Annotated in this window: 18 protein-coding genes; 9 read left to right on the plus strand and 9 right to left on the minus strand. The window is 66.1% G+C overall.

Translation table 11 applies throughout. The features are described from left to right. The first annotated feature begins 69 nt into the window (after window positions 1-69). The 3 genes from cysG (at window position 70) to folD (ending at window position 3615) form a co-directional block, all read left to right on the plus strand. Window positions 70-1533 carry a siroheme synthase CysG gene (gene cysG, locus CXZ10_RS08155; protein WP_101288653.1) on the plus strand — a complete coding sequence of 488 codons (1464 nt, stop codon included), beginning with the start codon at window positions 70-72 and terminating at the stop codon, window positions 1531-1533. 72 nt (window positions 1534-1605) lie between these two features. Beyond that, window positions 1606-2652: a M14 family metallopeptidase gene (locus CXZ10_RS08160; protein WP_101288654.1), complete on the plus strand. Its 1047-nt coding sequence runs from the start codon at window positions 1606-1608 to the stop codon at window positions 2650-2652. 90 nt (window positions 2653-2742) lie between these two features. After that, entirely contained in the window at window positions 2743-3615 is an 873-nt protein-coding gene (gene folD, locus CXZ10_RS08165) for a bifunctional methylenetetrahydrofolate dehydrogenase/methenyltetrahydrofolate cyclohydrolase FolD (RefSeq protein WP_101288655.1), read from the plus strand. Between the two features lie 3 nt (window positions 3616-3618). On the opposite strand, the gene CXZ10_RS08170 is transcribed toward folD, so the two are convergent. Beyond that, a complete protein-coding gene (locus CXZ10_RS08170; protein ID WP_101288656.1) occupies window positions 3619-4824 on the minus strand; it encodes a TIGR03862 family flavoprotein in 1206 nt (401 codons plus the stop codon). 115 nt (window positions 4825-4939) lie between these two features. Between CXZ10_RS08170 and CXZ10_RS08175 the strand changes: the two genes are divergently transcribed. Together CXZ10_RS08175 and CXZ10_RS08180 are read left to right on the plus strand one after the other, a co-directional pair. Then, window positions 4940-5842, plus strand: coding sequence for a hypothetical protein (locus CXZ10_RS08175; RefSeq protein ID WP_143741496.1), 903 nt, complete (start codon window positions 4940-4942; stop codon window positions 5840-5842). Window positions 5843-6260: 418 nt separating this feature from the next. Then, window positions 6261-8318, plus strand: coding sequence for a YgiQ family radical SAM protein (locus CXZ10_RS08180; RefSeq protein ID WP_101288678.1), 2058 nt, complete (start codon window positions 6261-6263; stop codon window positions 8316-8318). A gap of 111 nt (window positions 8319-8429) precedes the next feature. Here CXZ10_RS08180 and CXZ10_RS08185 read toward each other — a convergent pair whose 3' ends face one another. Both CXZ10_RS08185 and cowN read right to left on the minus strand, forming a co-directional pair. Further along, the gene (locus CXZ10_RS08185) at window positions 8430-10778 is read right to left on the minus strand and encodes a methyl-accepting chemotaxis protein (protein WP_101288658.1); all 2349 of its coding nucleotides are present in this window, start codon (window positions 10776-10778) and stop codon (window positions 8430-8432) included. Window positions 10779-10953: 175 nt separating this feature from the next. After that, window positions 10954-11256 (minus strand): N(2)-fixation sustaining protein CowN, encoded by a 303-nt coding sequence (gene cowN / locus CXZ10_RS21790; protein ID WP_244617223.1) that lies wholly within the window; start codon window positions 11254-11256, stop codon window positions 10954-10956. A gap of 365 nt (window positions 11257-11621) precedes the next feature. Between cowN and CXZ10_RS08195 the strand changes: the two genes are divergently transcribed. Next, window positions 11622-13307 carry an NAD-dependent malic enzyme gene (locus CXZ10_RS08195; protein WP_101288680.1) on the plus strand — a complete coding sequence of 562 codons (1686 nt, stop codon included), beginning with the start codon at window positions 11622-11624 and terminating at the stop codon, window positions 13305-13307. Between the two features lie 436 nt (window positions 13308-13743). On the opposite strand, the gene cyoE is transcribed toward CXZ10_RS08195, so the two are convergent. From cyoE to cyoA, 5 genes are read right to left on the minus strand one after another with little or no spacing between them, the layout of a single operon-like run. Then, window positions 13744-14607, minus strand: a complete 864-nt coding sequence (gene cyoE, locus CXZ10_RS08200; protein WP_101288659.1) for a heme o synthase — start codon at window positions 14605-14607, stop codon at window positions 13744-13746. Between the two features lies 1 nt (window position 14608). Next, a complete protein-coding gene (cyoD, locus tag CXZ10_RS08205; protein WP_101288660.1) occupies window positions 14609-14974 on the minus strand; it encodes a cytochrome o ubiquinol oxidase subunit IV in 366 nt (121 codons plus the stop codon). A 1-nt stretch (window position 14975) separates the two neighbouring features. Continuing rightward, window positions 14976-15608 carry a cytochrome o ubiquinol oxidase subunit III gene (cyoC, locus tag CXZ10_RS08210; protein WP_101288661.1) on the minus strand — a complete coding sequence of 211 codons (633 nt, stop codon included), beginning with the start codon at window positions 15606-15608 and terminating at the stop codon, window positions 14976-14978. Then, window positions 15605-17590 carry a cytochrome o ubiquinol oxidase subunit I gene (gene cyoB, locus CXZ10_RS08215; protein ID WP_101288662.1) on the minus strand — a complete coding sequence of 662 codons (1986 nt, stop codon included), beginning with the start codon at window positions 17588-17590 and terminating at the stop codon, window positions 15605-15607. The genes cyoC and cyoB overlap by 4 nt, the downstream gene beginning before the upstream one ends. A gap of 43 nt (window positions 17591-17633) precedes the next feature. Further along, window positions 17634-18584 carry a ubiquinol oxidase subunit II gene (gene cyoA / locus CXZ10_RS08220; protein WP_244617222.1) on the minus strand — a complete coding sequence of 317 codons (951 nt, stop codon included), beginning with the start codon at window positions 18582-18584 and terminating at the stop codon, window positions 17634-17636. 299 nt (window positions 18585-18883) lie between these two features. Here cyoA and CXZ10_RS21515 point away from each other — a divergent pair, with 299 nt between their 5' ends. From CXZ10_RS21515 to CXZ10_RS08235, 3 genes are read left to right on the plus strand one after another with little or no spacing between them, the layout of a single operon-like run. Beyond that, window positions 18884-20032, plus strand: coding sequence for an MFS transporter (locus tag CXZ10_RS21515; protein WP_101288663.1), 1149 nt, complete (start codon window positions 18884-18886; stop codon window positions 20030-20032). A gap of 43 nt (window positions 20033-20075) precedes the next feature. Further along, window positions 20076-20501 (plus strand): alternative ribosome rescue aminoacyl-tRNA hydrolase ArfB, encoded by a 426-nt coding sequence (arfB, locus tag CXZ10_RS08230; protein ID WP_101288664.1) that lies wholly within the window; start codon window positions 20076-20078, stop codon window positions 20499-20501. Window positions 20502-20503: 2 nt separating this feature from the next. After that, window positions 20504-20905, plus strand: a complete 402-nt coding sequence (locus CXZ10_RS08235) for a GFA family protein (RefSeq protein WP_101288665.1) — start codon at window positions 20504-20506, stop codon at window positions 20903-20905. Here CXZ10_RS08235 and CXZ10_RS08240 read toward each other — a convergent pair. Further along, complete coding sequence (locus CXZ10_RS08240) at window positions 20893-22560, minus strand: DNA recombination protein RmuC (protein WP_210199878.1); 1668 nt, start codon at window positions 22558-22560, stop codon at window positions 20893-20895. The two genes, CXZ10_RS08235 and CXZ10_RS08240, sit on opposite strands and share 13 nt — an antisense overlap. Between the last annotated feature and the right edge of the window lie 679 nt (window positions 22561-23239).

The following is a 23239-nucleotide window of genomic DNA, read 5'->3' on the forward strand; positions in this document are numbered from 1 at the left end:
TGCCGCACTCCCGTCGATGAGATACTCCCAGGGCAACGAGGCCCTCCACACCCTCACCAGGAGACCGAGATGATCGAGCGCGACGCACGCGCCCCGCTCCGCACCTTTCCGGCCCGCATGCAGCCGCTCGCTCGGCTGCCGCTGTTCGTCGATCTGACGGGACGGCGCGTGGTGGTGGCAGGTGGCTCGGAAGCGGTGGCCTGGAAGGCGGAACTGTTCTCGGCGGCCGGCGGCGACGTAGAGGTGTTCGCCGAGGCGCCGGACGTGGAGCTTGTGGCGGTGATCGAGCGCGGCACACCGCCGGGCCGGTTGACGCTCCATCGTCGCGCCTGGACCGAGGCCGATCTCGCCGGCAGCGCGCTGGCCGTGCTCGATAGCGACGACCCCGAGGAGATCGCCGCCTTCCAGGCGGCCGGCCATGCGGCGAGGGCGCTGGTCAACGTCATCGACAAGCCCGCCGCCTGCGACGTGCTGTTCGGCTCCATCGTCAATCGCTCGCCGGTGGTGATCGGCATCTCCACCGACGGCGCCGCGCCGGTGCTGGGCCAGGCGATCCGCCGCCGCATCGAAACGCTGCTGCCGCCGACGCTGGCCGCCTGGGGCGCGCTGGCCGGCCGCATCCGCGATGCCGTCACCTCGCGTCTCGCGCCCGGCGCACCGCGCCGCAGCTTCTGGGAACGCTTTGCCGAACGCGCCTTCGGGGCGGCGCCGGACGAGGGTGACGCGGCCCGCTTCGTCGCCGAGGCGGAGGGCGCCGTGCATACCGGCGAACAGCCGGGCAAGGTGATCCTGGTGGGCGCCGGACCGGGCGAGCCCGAGCTTCTCACCCTCAAGGCCGTGCGGGCCCTGCAATCGGCCGACGTGGTGCTCTACGACGATCTCGTTTCGGTCGACGTGCTGGAGCTCGCCCGCCGCGAGGCGCGGCGCGTCATGGTGGGCAAGCGCGGCGGCAAGGCGTCGTGCAAACAGGAAGACATCAACGAGCTGATGGTCGAGCTGGCGCGGGCCGGCGAGCGGGTGGTGCGCCTCAAGGCCGGCGATCCCATGGTGTTCGGCCGGGCCGGCGAGGAGATCGACCGGCTCCGGGCCGAGGGCATCCCCGTCGAGGTGGTGCCGGGCATTTCGGCCGGCATCGCGCTGGCATCCGCCCTTGGCGCCTCGCTCACCCACCGTGACGCCGCCCATTCGCTGCGCTTCGTCACCGGTCATGCCAAGAGCGGCGAACTCGACGAGGGGCTCGACTGGCGCGGCCTCGCCGACCCCGACACCACGCTGATCGTCTACATGGGCGGCCGCACCGCCGGCCGGGTTGCCGAGCGGTTGATCGCCGAGGGACTTTCGAGGGAAACGCCGGTGGTGTTCGGCTTCGGCGTCGGCCAGCGGAACCAGAAGCTGGAACGCCACCGCCTCGCCGACCTCCTGACGCTCGGCTCGGTGCCCACCGACCAGCCGCTGGTGATCGGCATCGGAACGGTGTTCGCGGCGGGAACGCTGGCGACCAGCGTGGCGGCCGAGACGGTCAGCGCTTCCTGAGCCGTTGTTTTTCATGGCCTTGCCGCCGTTGGGAATGCTAGGAAGCATTCGCATTTTCTATGGACGGACGGCATGGACAAGACGATTCTGACCATCCCCGGCGACCTGCCGGGCCTCAGCTATTCCCTGACGGTGCTGCGCTTTGCCGGCACCGATCCCACGGCGCCCACGGCCTATCTCCAGGCGGCGCTGCACGGCAACGAGCTGCCGGGCGTCGCGGCGCTGCACGTGCTGATCCCCAAGCTCAAGGCTGCCGAGGCGGAGGGGCGGCTCAAGGGTTCGATCACCGTCGTGCCGTTTGCCAATCCGATCGGTCTCAACCAGTTTCAGTGGGACGACCATCAGGGCCGCTTCTTCTATGGTAACCGCACCAACTTCAATCGCGCCTTCGCGTTAATCGACCGGCCCGACCCGGCGCTCCTCGCCGTGCCGGATGACGCCTCCTGCGACCGCCGGCTGAAGGCGACGCTTCAGGGTCTGGCGCTCGACGCCGATCTGGTGCTCGATCTCCACTGCGACAACGAGGGGCCGAACTATCTCTACATGCCCGCCGAGCTCTGGCCGCACAGCGCCGACCTCGCCGCCGCGCTCGACTGCGCCGCCGTGCTGACCTTCGAGGGCGGCACCGACGCCTCCTTCGACGAGGCCGCCTTCCGGCCGCATCTCGCGTCTGGCAACTTCGAGCGCCGCGTTGTCGCGACGGTGGAGCTTAAGGGCGTTCACGACGTCGGACCGGAAACGGCCCGGAAGGACGGCGAGGGGATCTATCGCTTCCTGGTGGGACGTGGCGCGATCGCCGATCCATCGGCCGCGCCGGTCGGGCCGTTCACCGGCAAGGGCGTGCCGCAGTCCTATGTCGAAATGGTCAGGGCGCCGGTCGGCGGCATGGCCTTCTTCCACGTGAAGCCGGGCGATGTGGTGAAGGCCGGCCAGCTCGTCGCCGAGCTGATCCCCGTGCCGGGCGATGTCTCCGCCGTGGCGCCGGTTCACGCCGCGGCGCCGGGCCTTGTGCTGACCCGCGTCCTCGCCCGCGCCATCCGCGTCGGCGATGACCTCGTGAAGATCGTCGGCGACAAGCGCTCGGCGACGGCCAAGGATGGCGGTGCGCTGGAAACATAAGGTCATCTCATCGATTGATCCCCTTGGGGCGCTTGCAATCGCCGGGCTTATCTGGTTAGGCCCGAGCACTAGCCACGAGGGGACACCGCCATGGTCGCTGAGATTATCGATGGCTTTGCCATCGCCGCCGAGCTTCGCCGCGATATCGCCGCCCGCGCCGCCGAAATGAAGGAGGCCTATGGCGTCGTCCCCGGTCTGGCGGTGGTTCTGGTCGGCGACGATCCGGCGAGTGCCGTCTATGTGCGCAACAAGCTGAAGGCGACCGCCGAATGCGGGCTTCGCAGCGTCGAGCACGTGCTGCCGGCCAACACGTCCGAAGCGGACCTGCTCGATCTGGTCGGCAAGCTCAACGCCGATCCCAGCGTGCATGGCATCCTGGTGCAGCTGCCGCTGCCCAAGCAGATCGACGCCGACAAGGTGCTGGGCCTCATCGATCCCGACAAGGACGTCGATGGCTTCCACCCGGTCAATGCCGGACGTCTCTCCATCGGCCTGCCGGGCTTCGTGCCTTGCACGCCGCGCGGCTCGCAGATCCTGATCGATCGGGTATTGCCCAACCTCGCCGGCAAGCATGCGGTGGTGATCGGCCGTTCCAACATCGTCGGCAAGCCGATGGCCCAGCTTCTTCTCCAGAAGAACGCCACGGTGACCATCGCCCATTCCAAGACCGCCGACCTGCCGGGCCTCTGCCGCACCGCCGACGTGCTGGTGGCCGCCGTCGGCCGGCCGCTGATGGTGAAGGGGGACTGGGTGAAGCCGGGCGCCGTGGTGATCGACGTCGGCATCAACCGCATCGAGGTGGACGGCAAGGGCAAGCTGGTGGGCGACGTCGATTTCGCCTCGGTGGCGGAAGTGGCCGGCCACATCACGCCGGTGCCCAAGGGCGTGGGGCCGATGACCATCGCCTGCCTGATGCTGAACACGCTGGACTCGGCGGCCCGGCGCATCGCGGCGGAAAGCTGATCTTCAGCGGCTCTCAAGCCAGTCGAGAATGCCTCCGGCCGCGGCGCGGCCGGTGGCGAAGCAGCCGGTGAGGAGGTAGCCGCCGGTCGGCGCCTCCCAGTCGAGCATCTCGCCGGCGACGAATGTGCCCGGCCGCGCCTTCAGCATGAAGCGCCCGTCGATCTCCGAAAAGCGGATGCCGCCGGCCGAGGAGATGGCTTCCTCGATCGGCCGGATGCGGGCCAGCGGGATCGGCAGCGCCTTGAGCCGGGCGGCGAGCCTTTGAGGGTCGCGCCGCTCCTCCTCCGACGACAACAGCCGGGCCAGCGCCGCCTTGACGCCGTCGAGCCCGGCGCCCTTCCTGAGGCGATTGCTGAACGACGCCTTGGCGTCCTGCCGGGCAAGGTCGCGGGCGAGACGCTCGGCGGTGCGGCCAGGGGCGAGATCGATGACGAAGTTCGCCCGACCTTCGTGGTCGAGCCGATCGCGCAGCGCGGCCGAGTGCGCGTAGACGAGGCTGCCCTCGATGCCGTGGCGCGAGATGACGAACTCGCCCGGCGTCGTGCCGGCGTCGGAGGTCGCGGTCACCGACTTGATCGGTGCGCCGGCGAAGCGCTCGGCGAACGCGGCGTCCCATTCCACATCGAAGCCGGCGTTGGCCGGCCTGAGGTCGGCGATGTCGACGCCCATTTCCTTGAACGGGGCGACCCAGGCGGCGTTGGAGCCGAGCCGCGGCCAGGAGGCGCCGCCGAGCGCGAACAGGGCAGCGTCGGCGTCGATTTCCAGCACGCCCTCAGGCGTTTCGCAGATCAGGTTTTTCCCTGAGAAACCAATCCAGCGGTGGCGCGTTCTTACGGTAACGCCAAGGCTGGCCAGCCGCCGGAGCCAGGCGCGCAAAAGCGGCGAGGCCTTCATCGCCCTTGGGAACACCCGGCCCGACGAGCCGACGAAGCAGTCGGCGCCGAGGTCGTTTGCCCAGGCGATGAGGGCGTCGGGACGAAAGGCGTCGAGCGCGGCGATGAGCGCCGGTTCGGCAGGGTGGTAGCGGGCGACGAAGCGCTCAAAGGGTTCGGAATGGGTCAGGTTGAGGCCGCTCTTGCCGGCGAGCAACAATTTTCGGGCAAGGCTCGGCATGCCATCGTAGACGGTGACGCGGCAGCCGGCGCCCGCCAGCATCTCCGCCGCCATCAGTCCGGCCGGCCCGCCGCCGACGATTGCCACATCCGCCATGTCCGTCTCCGCTTCGCCCGGACGCGAGCATGTGCGGTGGCCGGGCCGTCGGCGCAAGGAAAATCTGCGGGCGATGCCGTTCATCTGGGCAGTTGCCCGATAGACATGCTTTGAAATGAACAAGACACACTTTGAAAAATGTGACTGCTCAAGTAGACTAACTGTTACAAATGCCAAGGTCGCTGGCGGAGGTGCCATGGAGTTTGATGAGGCGAGGGCCGTCTTCATCGAGGGAGCAAGTGCTCTTCTTCGAGACGCAGGGCTTTTGAACAAGGCCATCAGCACCCTGCCGCGCCACCTCATCTTTGGCTTCGCGGTGCGTGTCTACGCCCAGCATGTCTTCGATCCTTCGGCGCCGGAGCTGACGCTGACGCGCCTGCAAAAGCTGTCGGGCGATCACGGCGGCATCAGCGCTGGTCGCGTGTCGGCGCAGGTACATCTCCTGCGCAAGCTCAACCTTCTCACGACCCGTCCGGCCAGTGACCGCCGCCAGCGCATTCTTGAGCCGACGGAAAAGATGCTGATCGAAGATCACCGCTGGCTGATGTCTCGGTTCGAGCCTCTGGGGCCATTGGGGTTGTTCCATCTGACCGAGGAGGAGCGGACGACCCCCGAGTTCGCACTGGCTTTCCGCGTTGCCTGGACCACGCGCACCGACCAGATTGCCGCGTTCATCGAGCGTTATCCGTCGATCGCCTTCTTCTTCATGCGCGACGGCGGCTACTCCATGCTGCTGGAACTGCTGCGCGAATGGCAGAAGACCGGATCGACCCGCGTCGCCTTCGACGTGATGGCCACCGCATCGGCCTTTAGCGTATCGAAGAGCCAGATATGGAACCTGTTGCACGGCGCTCAGGCCCTCGGGCTCATCTCGGCCGAGGCGCCCGCCTGGCGCTCGATCATACTCAAGGAAAAGCTGCTGGCCGATTTCGATGTGTGGTTCAACGACATCATGCAGGGTTTTGCGATCATGGCGACGCGGGCCCGCGTTCTTTGGCTCGATCATCGGCAAAAATAAAAGCCGGAACAAAATTGTCCCGGCTTTTCTCTAAAATATTGCTTTGACTAAGACTGCTCGCTCGGGGCGTCTAGCTTCACGTCATGAAAAACCGAACTTCCGTTCTTTTCTGTTTCGCTCGGCCAAAGGCGTTTCCTGAACGGCTGCTTTTTTTGTTTTACTAAATCAGTCGCCTAGAAATTGAACATGTCTTAATAATAGCGCATGGCGCCGCCGAACTCAAAAGGGTTTTGCCCGTGGGCGGTTTATTTTTTGGATGTTTTCCCCATTAGGGTTTATACGTGTGAGCCGGCTTGCCGGCCAAAACCGCGGTTTTCCGCCAGTTCGTTCGGTTGGGCCGAGGGGAAAGCCGGGTCCAGGGGGCGGGCCTTTCCGGCGTTTTCTCGCCGGACCAAATCTGTTAACGCCTGGGACCATGATGGAAGCCGCAAAACCGATCTTTTCTTACAAGAAGCACTGGGCCGCCCGCTTCGGCACGGCGCCGTTCCTGCCGCAAAGCCGCGCCGAGATGGATGCGCTCGGCTGGGACAGCTGCGACGTGATCGTGGTGACGGGTGATGCCTATGTCGATCACCCGTCCTTCGGCATGGCGGTGATCGGCCGCCTCCTGGAGGCGCAGGGCTTCCGCGTCGGCATCATTTCCCAGCCGGACTGGCGCAATGCCGAGGCCTTCAAGGCGCTGGGCAGGCCGAACCTGTTCTGGGGGGTGACCTCCGGCAACATGGATTCGATGGTCAACCGCTACACGTCCGACCGCCGCATCCGCCATAACGACAGCTACACGCCGGGCGGCGAGGGTGACAAGCGACCCGATCGGGCGGTGATCGTCTATTCGCAGCGCTGCCGCGAGGCCTACAAGGATGTGCCGATCGTGCTCGGCGGCATCGAGGCCTCGCTCCGGCGCATCGCCCATTACGACTACTGGTCGGACAAGGTGCGGCGGTCGATCCTGGTGGATTCCAAGGCCGACATCCTGCTCTACGGCAATGCCGAGCGGGCCATCGTCGAGGTGGCGCACCGCATCGCCAAGGGGCGCGATCCGCAGACCTTCGACGACGTGCGCGGCGTGGCGCTGATGAAATCCACTGTCCCCGAAGGCTGGACCGAGGCGCATGCCGACGACATCGAAAGCGCCGACGAGGGCGCCCGTCAGCTCGGCCCCAACACCGTGCTGCGCCTGCCGGCCTTCGAGCAGGTGGAAGCGGACTCCGAGACCTATGCCCGCGCGAGCCGCGTGCTGCATCGTGAGAGCAATCCCGGCAATGCCCGGCCGCTGGTGCAGCGGCATGGCGACCGCGAGCTTTGGGTGACGCCGCCGCCGATCCCGCTGACCACCGAGGAGATGGACGGCGTCTACGAGTTGCCCTACGCGCGCGGACCGCATCCCGCCTATGGCGGCGCCAAGATCCCCGCCTGGGAGATGATCCGCTTCTCGGTCACCATCATGCGGGGCTGCTTCGGCGGCTGTTCCTTCTGCTCGATCACCGAGCATGAGGGCAGGGTGATCCAGAGTCGCTCCGAGGGCTCGATCCTCAAGGAAATCGAGCATATCCGCGACCGCACCGAGGGCTTCACCGGCATCATCTCGGACATCGGCGGTCCGACGGCCAACATGTACCGGATCGCCTGCAAGGATCCGAAGATCGAGAGCGCCTGCCGCAAGCCGTCCTGCGTCTATCCGGATATCTGTCCCAACCTCAACACCAGCCACGAGGCGCTGATCCAGCTCTATCGCAAGGTCAGGGCGGTGCCGGGCGTCAAGAAGGTGATGGTGGCCTCCGGCGTGCGCTACGACCTCGCCGTCAAGAGCCCGACCTATATCAAGGAACTGGTGCGCCATCATGTCGGCGGTTACCTGAAGATCGCGCCCGAGCATACCGAGGAGGGGCCGCTCTCCAAGATGATGAAGCCGGGCATCGGCGCCTATGACCGCTTCAAGCAGCTGTTCGACGCGGCGGCGGCCGAGGCCGGCAAGAAATACTTCCTGATCCCCTATTTCATCGCCGCCCATCCCGGCACGTCCGATCAGGACATGATGAACCTGGCGATCTGGCTGAAGAAGAACGGCTATCGCGCCGATCAGGTGCAGACCTTCCTGCCGTCGCCGATGGCGCTGTCCACCGCCATGTATCATTCCGGCGTCAACCCGCTGAAGGCGGTCAGGCGCGGCGGTTCGGAGCGGGTGGAGACGGTGAAGGGGCTGAAGCAGCGGCGCCTGCACAAGGCCTTCCTGCGCTATCACGATCCGGAAAATTGGCCCCTCCTGCGAGACGCCCTGAAGGCGATGGGCCGCGCCGACCTGATCGGCAACGGCAAGCACCACCTGATCCCCAACTTCCAGCCGGCCGGCACCGGCCTCGGTGGCGGCGAAGGCCGCCGCACCGGCAGCAAGAACGGCACGCAGAAGTTCCTCACCAAGGGAACGTTCGGCAGTGGGGCGAGCGGCGGGGCGGCTCGGAAGCCGAGGGCGCGGTAGGAACTAGTTGGAGCCTGATATAGGCATTGAGTTTCTTTCGGCCTCAGGCAGGATAGAGTGAGAGGCCGATATAGGTCTTCCACGGAACCTGCGCGCTTCTCGTCATCCGCCTCACGCCGCCCGCGCATCCCTTGAGAAGGATTCGATCAGGCCGCGCATGCGGACGATCTCGGTCTGGATGGTGCCGGCTGTGGCGGTGACGTCGCCGGCGACGCTGCGGGTGTGGTCGGCGGCTTCGGCCAGTTCCCTCGTGCCGGCGGCCATGTCGTCGGTGGAGGCGGCGGCCATGGCGGCGCTGCCGGAGATCTCGGCCGTCGCGTCGCCCTGGCCCATCACCGAGTCCGACAATGCGCCGGCGGCGGCGTCGATTTCGGCCATGGAAGCGGCGATGTCGCGGATGAGGTCCACCGCCGAACGGGTGGCGCTGCCGATGCCGTCGATCAACTGGCGGATGTCGTCGGTGGCGCGGGTCGTCTGGTTGGCGAGGCTCTTCACCTCGCCGGCCACCACGGCGAAACCCTTGCCCATCTCGCCGGCCCGCGCCGCCTCTATGGTGGCGTTGAGCGCCAGAAGGTTGGTCTGGGCGGCGATGGAGCCGATCAGATCCACCACCTCGCCGACGCGGGCGGTGCTCTCCGACAGGCCGGCGATGACGCCGCTCGCCGTGCGCGCGTGCCCGGCACCGGTGCCGGCGACGGAGACGGCGGCATTGGCCTGATCGCGGGCGATGGATTGCGAGCGGGCGAGTTCGCTGGCCGCCGAGGCCATGGTGCGGACGCTTTCGGCGGCGCTGCCGGCGGCGAGCGAGGTGCGTCCGGCAAGCTCCGCCGCGTGGGCGGCGGCACCAGAGAGATCGGCGGTGCCGCGTCCGAGCTGGCCGGCGAGGCCGTCCACCGTGGCGATCACGCCGGCGGCAGCGGTGTCGAAGGCGGCGATCGCCGCCTCCAGCGCCAGCCGGCGCTCCTCGTGCAGGGCGTGGTCGCGTTCGGCGGCACGGCGCAGGTCCTCGCGTTCCCGGCCGTTGTCCTGGAATACCAGGAGTGCCTCGCCCATGGCGGCGATCTCGTCGCGCGCCTTGTGAACGGGGACGGTGACGCCGAGGTCGCCATGGGCCAGCGCGTGCATCACCTGCGTCAGGGCGCGCAGCGGCCGGGCGATGCGGCGGTTGAGCAGCGCGGTGACCAGGATGGCGACGCCGACGATGCCGGCGATCACCGCGAGCACGGCGAGGCTGACGCGGTCGCGGTCGGTTCGGGCGTCGTCCGCGACGGCGTCGGCCGTTTGGTGCAGGGCATCGGCGGCGGCGGCCGACAGGCGCGTCGCGTCGGCGCGGGCCGAATCCAACGCCTCGGTGGAGCGGCGAAGGCCGGCGACCGCCTTGCGATAGTCGGCGAAGGGAGAGGTGACGTCCTTGGCGGCCTCCGGGCCCAGCGCCGTGATGGCGGCGTTCACCTGGTCGAGCGCCGCGTCGATGGCCTTGCCGTGGGCGGCATCGGGGCGCAGCCGGTAGTCCCCGGTGGCGAGCAGCAGCTCGTAGGCGGCGGTGCGGACGTTGCGGACGGCGGCGCCGAAGGCGGCGGCTCGATTGCGGCGGATCGTCAGGCCGGCCGCCCGGTTGAACGCCTTGTCGACGCTCTTGCGTGCCTTGGCGTTCACCGCGTCGATGCGCTGGTCGACGGTGGCAAGGCGCGGCGACAGGCGCGGCCACTCGCTGGCGAGGTCAATGAACTGGCTGTTGTCGCTCTTGCGGGCGACGGTCTGGTAGAGGCCGGCGGTGAGCGTTGAGATGGCGCGGAGCTCCTCGGCGAAGGCGGCGTCCTCGTTCAGCACGCGGGTGTCCTCGGCAAGGCGGGCGGCGGTGGACAGCGCGTTCTGGCCGGCCGTCAGTTGCGTGAACTCGCCGGTGCGCAAATAGGCCTCGAAGGCGGCCCGGCCCCGGACGAGCCGCAGTTCCGCGTCCGTGAGGCCGGAAACGGTGGCCCGCGTGCCTTCAAGGGCGATGTTCACCGCCTCGAGGTCGGCCTCGGACTTGCCGAGATCCTCCACGGCGCGGGCTTCGAGCCGGGCAGCGGCGGCGGCCAGCGCCGCGAAGGCGCGGTCGATATCGCCGCTTGCCGCGCCGATGTCGCGCCAACTGGCGGAAAGGGCGTTCACGGCCTCGGCAAGCCCGGCGGTGACGCCGGCGAGCGCGGGCGTGCCGGCGGTGCCCTCATCGACGGCGGCGATGCCGGCGAGGGCCGCCTCGGCATCCTCGGGCCGACCGGTGGCATAGAGCGACTGGATGGCGGCGGTGGCGGTGTTGATGTTGGTCAGTGCCGTCGATACGCCGGTCACCGCGTCGATGGCGGTGCCGGTGCGCATCAGGCCGAAGAAGCCGGCGCCGCCTGCCGCGCCGGCGAGCAGGACGAGGAGAAGCGCGAAAAGAAAGAGTTGCGCGGTGATGCTCTGGCCTGTCCGCATCGTATAGTCCTCAATTCTGGCGGTTTTCGTGCTGAATAAGCCGGGTGCCGCTTAATGAGACCTAAATATGCGGAAGTAATCATATGAATTTTATATGACGTTCAAAGAGAAATATTCGGCGGCCTATTTGTCTTCGCGACGCCTCTCCGACGACAGGTTGAGTTGCAATCGGTTCTCAGAAACATTCTTCTTCAAGCCGGCGCAGCGCGGCGAGGGCAGCGGCGTCGTCATTGTCCTCGAACAGTTCGGCCATGTAGCAGACGTGGGCGTGCATCAGCAGAAGGCGATCGGCCACCGGCCGCTCGGCCTGGGTGGCGCCGGCGAGGCGTTTCCGGAAGCGGTCCCAGAAAGGATTGGCGAAGGCCGGGTCGTCGATGTAGCGGCGGAGGTGGACGAGCACGGCCTCCATGTTGCCCTCGAAATCGATGCCCTCGAAGGTGACGTATCTGTCGTTCACGGTGCGGCCGGCGGTCGGCAAGATCGAACTCCCGTTGCGTGTCGAGTTGCCGTCGTCAGTTGCAATCACCTTGCCAAGTCGTGAAGAGACCTGGATATCCGGGGTTTTCCTGAAGAAAGACGCCGTGTCAGCTGGAGAAAACCGGCCAGATCGATGTCGCGTTTGTGACAATGATTGCCAACTATATCGATATAGTAGTCGCTCACTCATCGATTTAACTGTTTAAGCTCCTGAGGGCAAAGACGACGTCGTGTTTCTACGGAAGATTTTCTGACCAAAAGGGGGCACTAAGTCCCCGAAATGCGGGGGAGGCGACCGCGCCAACCCGCGGGTGTTCCGCCAAAATGGCGGGGCCCGGTTCGATACTGAGAAGGATGGAGCAGCAGATGACCGACGTGATCCTCAAGGACGCCGTCAAGGCGATTCCCACGAGCCAGGCCCTCATCGAAGACCCGTTGCTGAACAAGGGCACGGCCTTCACCCAGGCCGAGCGCGACGCGTTCAAGCTCAACGGCTATTTCGCCGACGTCGTCGAGACGCTCGACACCCAGGTTGCCCGTTGCCTTGAGACCATCCGCGCGCTGCCGACCAACCTCGACCGTTACGTCTACCTGCGCGACCTGCAGGACACCAACGAGACGCTTTACTTCGCGGTTATCACCCGCAACCTCGATGAACTGCTGCCGATGATCTATACGCCGACCGTCGGCGCCGGCTGCCAGCAGTATCATCACATCTTCCGCCGTCCGCGCGGCCTGTTCATCTCCTATCCGAACCGCGCCAAGATGGACGAGATCCTGGCCAACCCGCGCTATGACAACGTCGAGTGCATCGTCGTCACCGACGGCGAGCGCATCCTCGGCCTGGGCGACCAGGGCGTCGGCGGCATGGGTATCCCGATCGGCAAGCTCGCCATCTACACCGGCTGCGGCGGCATCGCCCCCGACACCGTCCTTCCGATCACTCTCGACACCGGCACCAACAACGCCGAGCGCCTCGCCGACCCGCTCTACTTCGGCTGGAAGCATGAGCGCGTTCGTGGCGAAGAATACGACAGCTTCATCGACCAGTTCGTCGAAGCCGTGAAGAAGCGCTGGCCGAACGTTCTTCTGCAGTGGGAAGACTTCCACAAGAACAACGCCAACCGCCTCCTCGACAAGTATCGTGACGCGCTCTGCACGTTCAACGACGACATCCAGGGCACCGCTTCGGTTGCCACCGGCACGCTCCTGTCGGCCATCCAGATCACCGGCAAGCCGCTCTCCGAGCAGCGCGTCGCCATCCTGGGCGGCGGTTCGGCCGGCGTCGGCATCGCCGACCTGATCCGCATGGCGATGGTCTCCGAAGGCCTCAGCGACGAGGAAGCCCGCAAGCGCTTCTTCATCGTCGGCCGCTACGGCCTCGTCACCGAGAAGACCCCGAACCTCGACACCTTCCAGCTCGGCTTCCGTCAGGACAGCAAGATCATCGACGGCTGGGACGTCGCCGAGGCCGGCAAGGCTTCGCTCTACGAAGTGATCAAGTTCGCCAAGCCCACCGTTCTCGTCGGCGTCGCCGGCCAGCCGGGCATGTTCACGGAAGAAATCATCCGTGAGATGGGCAAGCACACCGAGCGTCCGATCGTCTTCCCGCTGTCGAACCCGACCTCCTGCGTCGAGGCCCAGCCGTCGGACATCATCAAGTGGACCGAAGGCCGCGCCATCATCGGCACGGGTTCGCCCTTCCTGCCCTTCGAGTACGAGGGCAAGACCTACCACTTCGCCCAGACCAACAACTCCTACATCTTCCCGGGCGTCGGCCTGGGCACGCTGGCCGTCGGGTCGAAGCGCGTGACGGACGCCATGTTCCTGGCCGCCGCCCGCGCACTCGCCGAGCTGTCGCCGGCCAAGGCCAAGCCGGGCGACCGTCTGCTGCCGACCCTTGACCGCATGCGCGAGGTCTCCTCGCACATCGCCGTCGCCGTCGCCAAGCAGGCCATGGCCGAGGGCCTGGCGCCGAAGATGGACGACGCCGCCATCAAGGCCGCCATCAAGGCCAAGACCTGGGAGCCGGTCTACAAGTCGCTGGTGTGAACTTGCGATCCTGACTGAATGAAGGAACCGGGCGGCCGCGAGGTCGCCCGGTTTCGTTTTGGGGGAGCGGGCTGAAAGAAGCGCCCTATATCGGCGGTGCGTTTCATCCTGCCGAGGTTCTCGCCTGCGCGAGGATGACGCTTGGTGGCTAGGTTCGCGACCGGATACGTGTTTGTTTCCTATATATAATCTGTCATCCTTGCGAAAGCGAGGACCTCGGGTAGGAAAGGGCAAGGCGGTTGCTATAGGGCGCCCCCAACCCACTCCAACAAGGTGAAGGTAGCCGCTGGCCCGCCCTCGCTTTATTGGAGCCTGATACTATCCTCTCAGACTTCTCGTCCTGAGGTCCTCGCTTTCGCAAGGATGACAGATCTATATATCTTTCAATATTTTAGCGGAGCGCGAGCGTTGCAGGGCTGGCACTGACCGAGCGAAATCAGCGGAAATCCACCGCCATCAGCACGCAGAGCGCCAGAAGGCAGCCTAGGGAGGCGAGGAAGATGCGCTTGGCCCAGCTTCGTTCGGTCGTGGCGGTGGGGCCGGTGGCGGCGAGGTGCAGCCAGTAGCCGGCGCAGGCGACCGCCGTGCAGAGATAGGCGAGACCGGTGAAGCCGGCGAAGGGCAGCGCCACCGAGGCGGCACCGAAAGCGCCGATAGAGACCAGCATACGCTGCTTGGTGGCGGCGATGCCATGCCGGAACGGGTACGTCGGCACGCCGGCGGCGGCATAGTCATGACGGCGCATGACGGCGATGGCGTCGGAATGCGGGATCTGCCAGAGCGCGAACATCAGGAACAGGATGGCGGCGGCGGCGTCGAGCCGGCCGGTCACGGCGCAATAACCGATCACCGGTGGCGTCGCGCCGGCAAGGCTGCCCACCAGAACGCTGATGGGCGAGCGGCGCTTGAACCACAGGCTGTAGGGGCCGACGTAGATGACGAGGCCGAAGGCGGCGACGGTGGCCGCAAGAGGACCGGCGATCAGCGCCAGCAGCAGCAAGCCGCTGCCGGCCAGCGCGCCGCCATAGACGGTGGCCGTGGGAACGCCCACCGCGCCGGTAACCATGGGCCGAGTGGCCGTGCGGGCCATGCGGGCGTCGATGTCGCGGTCGATGACGTTGTTGACGACGCAGCCGCCGGCCACCACCAGCGCCACGCCGAGAAGCGTGGCGACGAACAGCGAGAGATCGACGGCGCCGCGTGCTCCCAGCAGGAAGCCGCCGGCCACGGAGACGAGGTTGCCGCCGACGATGCCGGGCTTCACAAGGCGTAGGTAAGGGTTGCGACTGAGCGCTGTCACCTCAGAAGGCCTCGGGGGTCATGTGCATCTCTGGCATGCCCGGCATCATCCGCTCGTGGGCGCTGAACATGATCCAGATGCTGCCGCCGACCAGGATGCCGACCACCAGCAGGGCGAAGAGCGCGGCGTAGACGTTCCAGCGCTGTTCGAGCGACCCGTCGATGTGCAGGAAGTCGACGAGATGAACGAAGATCTGCACGGCGGCGAGCGCCAGGATGACGAAGATGGTGGCGTTGCGCGGCAGCGCCCCGGTCATCACCAGGGCGAAGGCGGCGCCGGTGAGGATCACCGACAGGACGAGGCCACGCACGTAGTGGTGCAGCGAGGCGCCGGCGCCGGGGAGATGCTCGGTCTTGTGGTCGGCCATGTCAGAGCACTCCGATCAGGTAGACTTCGGTGAAGACGACGATCCAGATCACGTCGAGGAAATGCCAGAACAGGCCGAGGAGCCCGAGGCGGCGATGGACGGTGGCGGTGAGGCCGTCGCGGGCGAGCTGGACGGCCATGACGATCATCCAGAGAAGGCCGCTGAAGACATGCAGGCCGTGGGTGCCTACAAGCGTGAAATAGGCCGACAGGAAGGCGCTGCGGCTGGGGCCGGCCCCTTCCTCGATGAGGTGATGGAACTCGTAGACTTCCATGACGATGAAGACGGTGCCGATGGCGAAGGTCACCGCCATCCAAAGAAGAGTCGCCTGCTTGCGCTGCTCCTGAGCGGCGAGGGTGACGAAGCCGAAGGCGACGGAGCTTGCCAGCAGCACGGCGGTCTCGGCCAGCACGAACCAGAGGTCGAACAGCTCCCGGCCGGTCGGGCCGCCGGCATAGCTGCGGCCGACCACGGCGTAGACGGCGAACAGGGTGGCGAACAGCACCACGTCGCTCATCAGGTAGAGCCAGAAGCCGAAGACGGTCTTCTCGGTGAGCTCGGCGTCGTCCTCGTGGGCGGGAGGGTGCTGCTTGGCGTGCAGCGAGTGGGCTTCGGGCAGGTCGAGAATGGTCATGACTGGCCAACTCCCTGAAGACGCTGCATTTCCATGTTCTTCACCTCATCGGCCGGGATGATGTAGGCGATGTCCTCGTCGAACAGGCGGACGAGCAGCGCGGCGGTCATGGCGATGGCGCCGAGGCCGACCAGCCACCAGATATGCCAGACGAGGCCGAAGCCGAGGCCGATGCTGAAGATGCCCATCAGGAAGCCGGCCGCCGTGTTGCGGGGCATGTGGATGTCCTCATAGGGCGTGCCCGGCACGAACATGCCGGTGCCATTGGCCTTCATGTTGGCGAAGGCGTCGGTCTCGGTGACGCGCGGCGTCTCGGCGAAGTTGTAGATCGGCGGCGGCGACGAGGTGGCCCATTCGAGCGTGCGGCCATCCCAGGGGTCGCCCGTGGTGTCGCGCAGCTGGTCGCGCTTCCAGACGCTGTAGGCGATCTGCAGAATGGTGCAGAGGATGCCCACGGCGATGATTGCCACGCCGACGGTGGCGAGCACCAGCCATGGGTGCCATTCGGGATTGGGGTAATGATTGAGGCGGCGCGTCATGCCCATGAAGCCGAGCACGTAGAGCGGCATGAAGGCGACGTAGAAGCCGACGAGCCAGCACCAGAAGGAGGCCCGGCCCAGCGGTTCCGACAGGCGGAAGCCCAGGGCCTTGGGGAACCAATAGTTGAGGGCGGCGAAGATGCCGAACACTACGCCGCCGATGATGGTGTTGTGGAAATGGGCGACCAAAAACAGGCTGTTGTGCAGCACGAAGTCGGCACCCGGCATGGCCAAGAGCACGCCGGTCATGCCGCCGATGGTGAAGGTGATGATGAAACCGATGGACCAGAGCATGGGCACCGAGAAGCGCACCCGCCCGCGGAACATCGTGAAAAGCCAGTTGAACATCTTCACACCGGTGGGCACGGCGATGATCATGGTGGCGATGCCGAAGAAGGCATTGACGTTGGCGCCGGCGCCCATGGTGAAGAAGTGGTGCAGCCAGACGACGAAGGAGAAGAAGGTGATGGCAATGGTCGCCCAGACCATCGTCTTGTAACCGAACAGCGGCTTGCCGGAGAATGTGGCGACGACTTCGGAGAACACGCCGAAGGCCGGCAGCACCAGGATGTAGACTTCCGGGTGGCCCCAGGCCCAGAACAGATTGACATACATCATCTGTTCGCCGCCGCCGTCGTTGGTGAAGAAATGGGTGCCGATGTAGCGATCGAGGCCCAAGAGCGCCAAGGTGACGGTGAGGATCGGAAAGGCGGCAACGATCAGCACGTTGGTGCAGAAGGCGGTCCAGACGAAGATCGGCATGCGCATCATCTTCATGCCGGGCGCCCGCATGCGCAGGATGGTGGCGAGGAAGTTGACGCCCGTCAGCAAGGTGCCGATGCCGCTGATCTGCAGGCTCCATATGTAATAGTCGACGCCGACATCGGGGCTGAAGGAGAGCTGGGAGAGCGGTGGATAGGCGGCCCAGCCGGTCTTGGCGAACTCGCCGAAGATGAGCGAGGCGTTGACCAGCATGGCGCCGGAGAAGGTCAGCCAGAAGCTCAGCGAGTTCAGGAAGGGGAAGGCGACGTCGCGGGCGCCGATCTGCAAGGGTACGGCGATGTTCATCAGCCCGACGATCAGCGGCATCGCCACGAAGAAGATCATGATGACGCCATGCGCGGTGAAGATCTGGTCGAAGTGCTCCGGCGGCAGGTAGCCCGGATTGGGGTCGAGGCTCATGGACTGCTGGATGCGCATCATCACCGCGTCGGTGAAGCCGCGCAGCAGCATGATGAGGCCGAGCAGCACATACATGATGCCGATCTTCTTGTGATCGACTGAGGTGATGTATTCCGACCAGAGCCAGCCCCAGAGGCGGTAGCGTTGGAAGAGGACCGCGACGGCGAGGACACCCAGGAGCGCAACACCGACCGCCCCCATGATGATGGGCTCGTGATAGGGGACCTGTTCCAGGGTGAGCTTGCCAAGAAGTGGGTTCACGTCGTGCTCTCCACGATGGCCGTCCGTTGGGCGGCCGACGATTTCAGTGGTCCGCGTGTGCCGCGGGCGGCGTCTCACTCACCTGGTCCGCCCCCTTGTCGCCGGTTGGTTCCGGCGGCGGCGTGTGGCGGTATTTCTTGATGAGGTTGACCAAGAGGTTGGGGTCGCCCGGCGCGTAGTAGACGACGGGGCTGTTCTCCCGCGTCTTGGCGAGTTCGGCATAGGCGGTCTCGTCGAGCGGCCGGCCGGCGGCGGCGACCTTGCGCGTCCAGGCGTCGAACTCTTCATCGGAGGTGGCGAGCGCAGTGAAGCGCATGCCCGAGAAGCCGGCGCCGCTGTAGTTGGCCGACAGGCCGCCGAAGGTTCCAGGCCGGTTGGCGATGAGGCTGAGCTCGGTGCGCATGCCGGCCATCGCGTACATCTGGCCCGCGAGGCCGGGGATGAAGAAGGAGTTCATCACCGTGTCCGAGGTGATCTCGAAATGCACCGGCCGATCGATAGGGAAGGCCACCTCGTTGACGCTGGCGATATTCTGCTCGGGGTAGATGAACAGCCACTTCCAATCGAGCGCGACGACGTCGATCTCCAGCGTCGGCTTGCCGGTTTCTTCGAGGGGGCGATAGGGGTCGAGCGCGTGGGTGGTGGTCCAGGCAAGCCAGCCGAGCGCCAGGACGATGAGCGCCGGCACCGTCCACACCACCACCTCGATGGCGTTGGAATGTGCCCAGTTGGGCATGGCGTGGGCGCGGGTGTTGGATGCCCGATACCAGATGGCGAAGAACAGCGTCAGGATGATCACCGGCAGCACCACCAGCAGCATCAAGGCGGTGGAGATCAGGATGAGCTGCTTCTCCTTGGCGGCGATTGGTCCGGCAGGCTCGAGGATCACCGAGCTGCAAGCAGCGAGGAGAAGTCCGGTCCCCAAGACGATCAACGCCGGACGCAGGCGGGCAAGGCGGGAGGTCAGAAACGAGAGGCGCTGGGAAACGGGCAAGGCAGCATCTCCGGGCGATGCAGTGACGAGAACAACGCAATCATTTTCGGCGCGGTAACCCGCGACCAGAACTCATCCCCCAGAGCTCACTCCCTGACGTTGAACGCGACAGGACGGCGTTGGTTCCGCCATGGCGGCATCCGATCGGCGTCGGTCGAGCGCCGATGTCACAGCGTGGCGGCAAAACGAACGCCGTGGCGGCGCCCTCTTGACGAAGCCGTTGTGAATCGAATCAACTAGCCGCTTCGCAAGATCGTCCTTGGGGGAGGACGGCAGTTTTCGAGGGGCCGTCGTTCGCCATGTCCACCGCCATCCTTGCGTCCGACAGCATCGGGCGCGCCGAGCAGTTCTCGACCCGCGTCGCCTTCTTCATCGCCGGCTTCGGCGGCGCCGTCTGGGCGGCGCTGGTGCCCTTTGCCAAGACGCGAGCGGGCCTTGAGGAGGGCGGCCTCGGCCTGTTGCTGCTCGCCTTCGGCATCGGCTCGATCATCGCCATGCCGCTGGCCGGCGCATTGGCCGGCAAATATGGCTGCCGTCGCGTGCTGATCGCCTCGTCGCTGATGGTCTGCGTCGCGCTGCCGGCGCTCGCCACCGTGTCGAGTGCGCCGCTGCTTGCCGCCTCTCTGTTCATCCTCGGTGCCGGCGTCGGGTCGGTCGACTGCGTCATCAACATTCAGGCGGTGATCGTCGAGCGGGCGGCCGGCAAGGCGTTGATGAGCGGCTTCCACGGGCTGTTCAGCGTCGGCGGCATCGCCGGTGCCGCTGGCTGTGCCGGCATTCTCAGCTTCGGTGCGTCGCCGGTCACCGTGTCGCTGATCGCTGCCGTCTTCACGGCGGCCATGCTCATCTGGGCGGCGCCGCATTTCCTCGGTTTCGGCGGCGGCTCCTCCGGTCCTGCCTTCGCGCTGCCGCATGGCGTGGTGCTGTTCATCGGCATCCTCTGCTTCATCGTCTTCCTGACCGAGGGCGCCATCCTCGACTGGAGCGCAGTGTTCCTGACCTTCACGCGTGGCGCCGATCCGGCGCATGCCGGTTTCGGCTATGCCGCCTTCGCGACGACCATGACCATCGGTCGCCTCTCCGGCGACGCCATCGTGCGGCGGGTGAACCGCGTAACGATCATCCTGGTGGGCGGCCTGTTGGCCGCGTCGGGCCTGCTGGTGGCGACGCTGGTGCCGTCGGTGACGGCGGCAATGATCGGCTTCGCGCTGGTCGGCGCCGGTTGCTCCAACATCGTGCCGGTGCTCTACAGCGCCATCGGCAAGCAGACGCTGATGCCGGAAAGCGTGGCGGTGCCGGCGGTGACGACGCTCGGCTATGCCGGTATCCTGCTGGGGCCGGCGGCCATCGGCTTCGTCGCCCATGTCGCCTCGCTGCCGACCGCGTTCCTGATCATCTCGGTGTTCCTGATCGGCGTCGCGGCAAGCGGGCGCTTCCTGAAGACGTGAGCAGCGGCTTTCCAGCCGCCGCTCGCTCCCTTATCGTGCCGCCATGATCTACGTCGCCGACCGCCTCTATATCGATGAGAAGGACCTGTCCTTCTCCTACGTCCAGGCGTCCGGGCCGGGCGGGCAGAACGTCAACAAGGTGGCGACGGCGGTGGCGCTGCGCTACGACCTTTACAATGCCTCGGGCATTCCCTGGGAGGTCAAGGTGCGCGCCTCGCGCATCGCCGGGCCGTCGCGGGTGACGCAGGCCGGCGAGATCGTCATCCAGGCGCAACGCTTCCGCTCGCAGGAACGCAACCGCGAGGACGCGCTCGACCGCCTCAAGGCCATCCTCGCCGAGGCGGCCATTCCACCCAAGCCGCGCGTCGCCACCAAGCCGACGCGGGCGAGCCAGGTGCGCCGCGTCGACGCCAAGACCAAGCGCGGCGCTGTCAAGCGCGACCGGCAGCGGCCGATCGGCGAGGAGTGAACATGGCGCGGCTCTCGGGCGGATGTCTGTGCGGCCGGGTGCGCTACGCGGCGGAAAGCGAGGGCGCCATCGTCGATTACTGCCACTGCGATACCTGTCGCCGCTCGACCGGCGGCGCCACGGTCGCCTGGATGCAGGTGAGGCCGGATCGCTTTCGCGTCACGGCCGGCGCGGCGACCTATCGATCGTCGCCCGGCGCCACGCGGCATTTCTGCCCGGCCTGCGGCAGCCAGCTCTACATGACCGACACAGAGGGGCGCTCGGTCGGCATCACGCTCGGTACCCTCGACGACAAGAACGCCGTCGCGCCGGCCGCCCATGGCTGGGATGGCGGCCGTCCCGGTTGGCTGTGTCTCGCCGACGGCCTGCCGCGTTTCGCAGGCAGCCCCGATTACGACAGCTGATCCTCGGGGGCGGGAAGGGCGCCGGTGTCCTCGTCGCTGTCGGCGGCATCGAGCAGGTTGGCATCGAGCCGCTTGGTCGTCTTGAGGCCGAGGGTGCGTAGCATCTCCGCCTGACGGATGACGTTGCCGCGGCCGGTGGCGAACTTGCCATAGGCGCGGTCATAGGCGCCCTGGGCGTCTTTCAGGCCCTTACCGACCTTTTCGAGGTCTTCGACGAAGCCGACGAACTTGTCGTAGAGCTCGGCGCCGCGCTTGGCGATGTCCTGGGCGTTCTTGCTCTGCTGTTCCTTCTGCCAGAGCTGGGCGACGATGCGCACGACGAACAACAGCGACGACGGGCTGACGAGGAGGATGTTCTTTTCCCAGGCCTGATGCCACAGCTCGGCGTCGCGGGTGATGGCCACCAGAAAGGCCGGCTCGATCGGCACGAACAGGATGACGAAGTCGAGCGCGCTGAGGCCGTGGATCTCCTGGTAGTTCTTGGCCGAGAGATCCTTGATGTGGCTGCGGATGCTGTCGAGATGGCGGCGCAGCGCCGCTTCGCGGGCGCCGTCCTCCTCGGCGGTGGAGAACAGCTCGTAGGCGTTAAGCGACACCTTGCTGTCGATCACCATGAAGCGCTGGCCCGGCAGGTTCAGCACCACGTCGGGCTGAATGCGGCTGCCGTCGTCGCGGGCGTGACTCTCCTGCGGCGTGAAGTGCAGGCCCTTGACGAGGCCGGCCGCCTCCAGCACCCGCTCGAGGATCAGCTCGCCCCAGTTGCCCTGGCTCTTGTTCTGGCCGCGCAGCGCCGAGGTGAGGTTGTGGGCGTCGCGCGAGAGCTGCTGGTTGAGATTGAACAGCTGCCGCACCTGTTCGCCGAGCGCCGAGCGTTCCTTGGCCTCGTTGATGTAGACTTCCTCGACCTTGCCCTTGAAGTCGGCGAGCTGCACCTTCAATGGGTCGATCAGCGTGCCGAGCGAGGCGCGGTTGGCCTCCGAGAAGGACTTGGACTTCTCTTCGAGGATGTCGGCTGCGAGCGCCTTGAACTGGTCGGACAGCTGCGTCCGCGCCTCCTGGAGGAGGGCGAGCTTTTCATCGGCCGACTTGCGTTCCGCCTCGGCCCTTGAGCGCACCTCGGCGAGGGCCTTGCTGGCTTCGCTGAGCAGGCGCTGGGCTTCCTCGCGCTGCTCGCGCGCTTTCAGAAGATCGGCCTTCAGGCTTTCCGCTTCCTCGGTCTTGGCGCGGAGGTCGGCGTTGACGGCGCTGAGCTTGGATTGAACGGCGCCGAGCGCCTCGCGCAGGTCGGCCTCGTCTTCCTCATGCTTGCCCTTGGTGTCGGCGAGTTCCGTGCGCGCCGCTTCGAGCTCCTGCTTCAGGCGCCGCGTCTCGTTGTCGCGCTCGTCCAGCGTGGCGCGGGTGCGGGCAAGGTCGGCGGTGAGGCCGGCGTGCCGTTCTTTCATCTGGGAGAGCTGGCTGTCGGCATCGACGAGACGGAGGGCGCGCTCTTCCAACCGGGCGAGTTCGAGCCGTCCGGCTGCCTCGCTCACGGCAAGTCGGTTGCGGGCAGCGGCGGTCTTGAAGGCGAAGATCACGAGGCCTGCCACCAGGATCGCGGCGAGGACGATGATCGGCATCGCATCGGCGAGGGTGGTGGTATTGAACAAATCCGGCACGGCGACTCCTTGTCGTTTCCGTTTTGTTTACCATATCTGCATCGTGTCGCCGAGGAAACCTCACGCTGCCAGCGTCGGCTTTTCCGAGGCTTGCGGGAAAAGGCCGGAAATGCCGGGCTCGGCAGGGCGGTCTTTTTCGCCTGTGGAAGAGTCGGCTAACAAAAAGCCCGGGAATCCGCGGCTTTGCGTGGTGTCGCCTTCTGTGACGGTTTTTTGAAGAAAAGCCGTTGACAGGTCGGGAAGGGGCTCCTATAACCCGCTCCATCGACGGCGGCGCTGCGGCGACGTGGTGCCGGCGGAACGGTTGTCGCCAAGAGCGATGGCCCGGAAGGGAGATGAAACACCGGTTACGGTGGTCTCATCAGTGATCTTCCAGACGGACGTTAAGAACATGTCCGGGCGTTTTGGTCGGTCGAGGTCGTCAGGTTGACGGGTTTGGCAGATCAAGGTTCGGTGCGCTCTTGAGGTCTCGCTATTGAGGGGCTGGTTCCTCTCTGTTCTTTGACAAGTGAATAGGAAGAAAGAGAAACGTGGCCGGCGCTTGGGGCTTGTCGGTGCGTGTCCTGGCCTTTCGGGGTTTGGGGATGTGCCAAGAAGAGCTAAGTCCGGAGTACACGTTTCTTGAATAAGGACCGTTTCGGTCGTTCCTGAGAGGGAATGATTGGAATGGACCTCGTCA

Origin of the sequence: Pleomorphomonas diazotrophica, from assembly GCF_002844595.1 — a bacterium.
GTDB classification, from domain to species: domain Bacteria; phylum Pseudomonadota; class Alphaproteobacteria; order Rhizobiales; family Pleomorphomonadaceae; genus Pleomorphomonas; species Pleomorphomonas diazotrophica.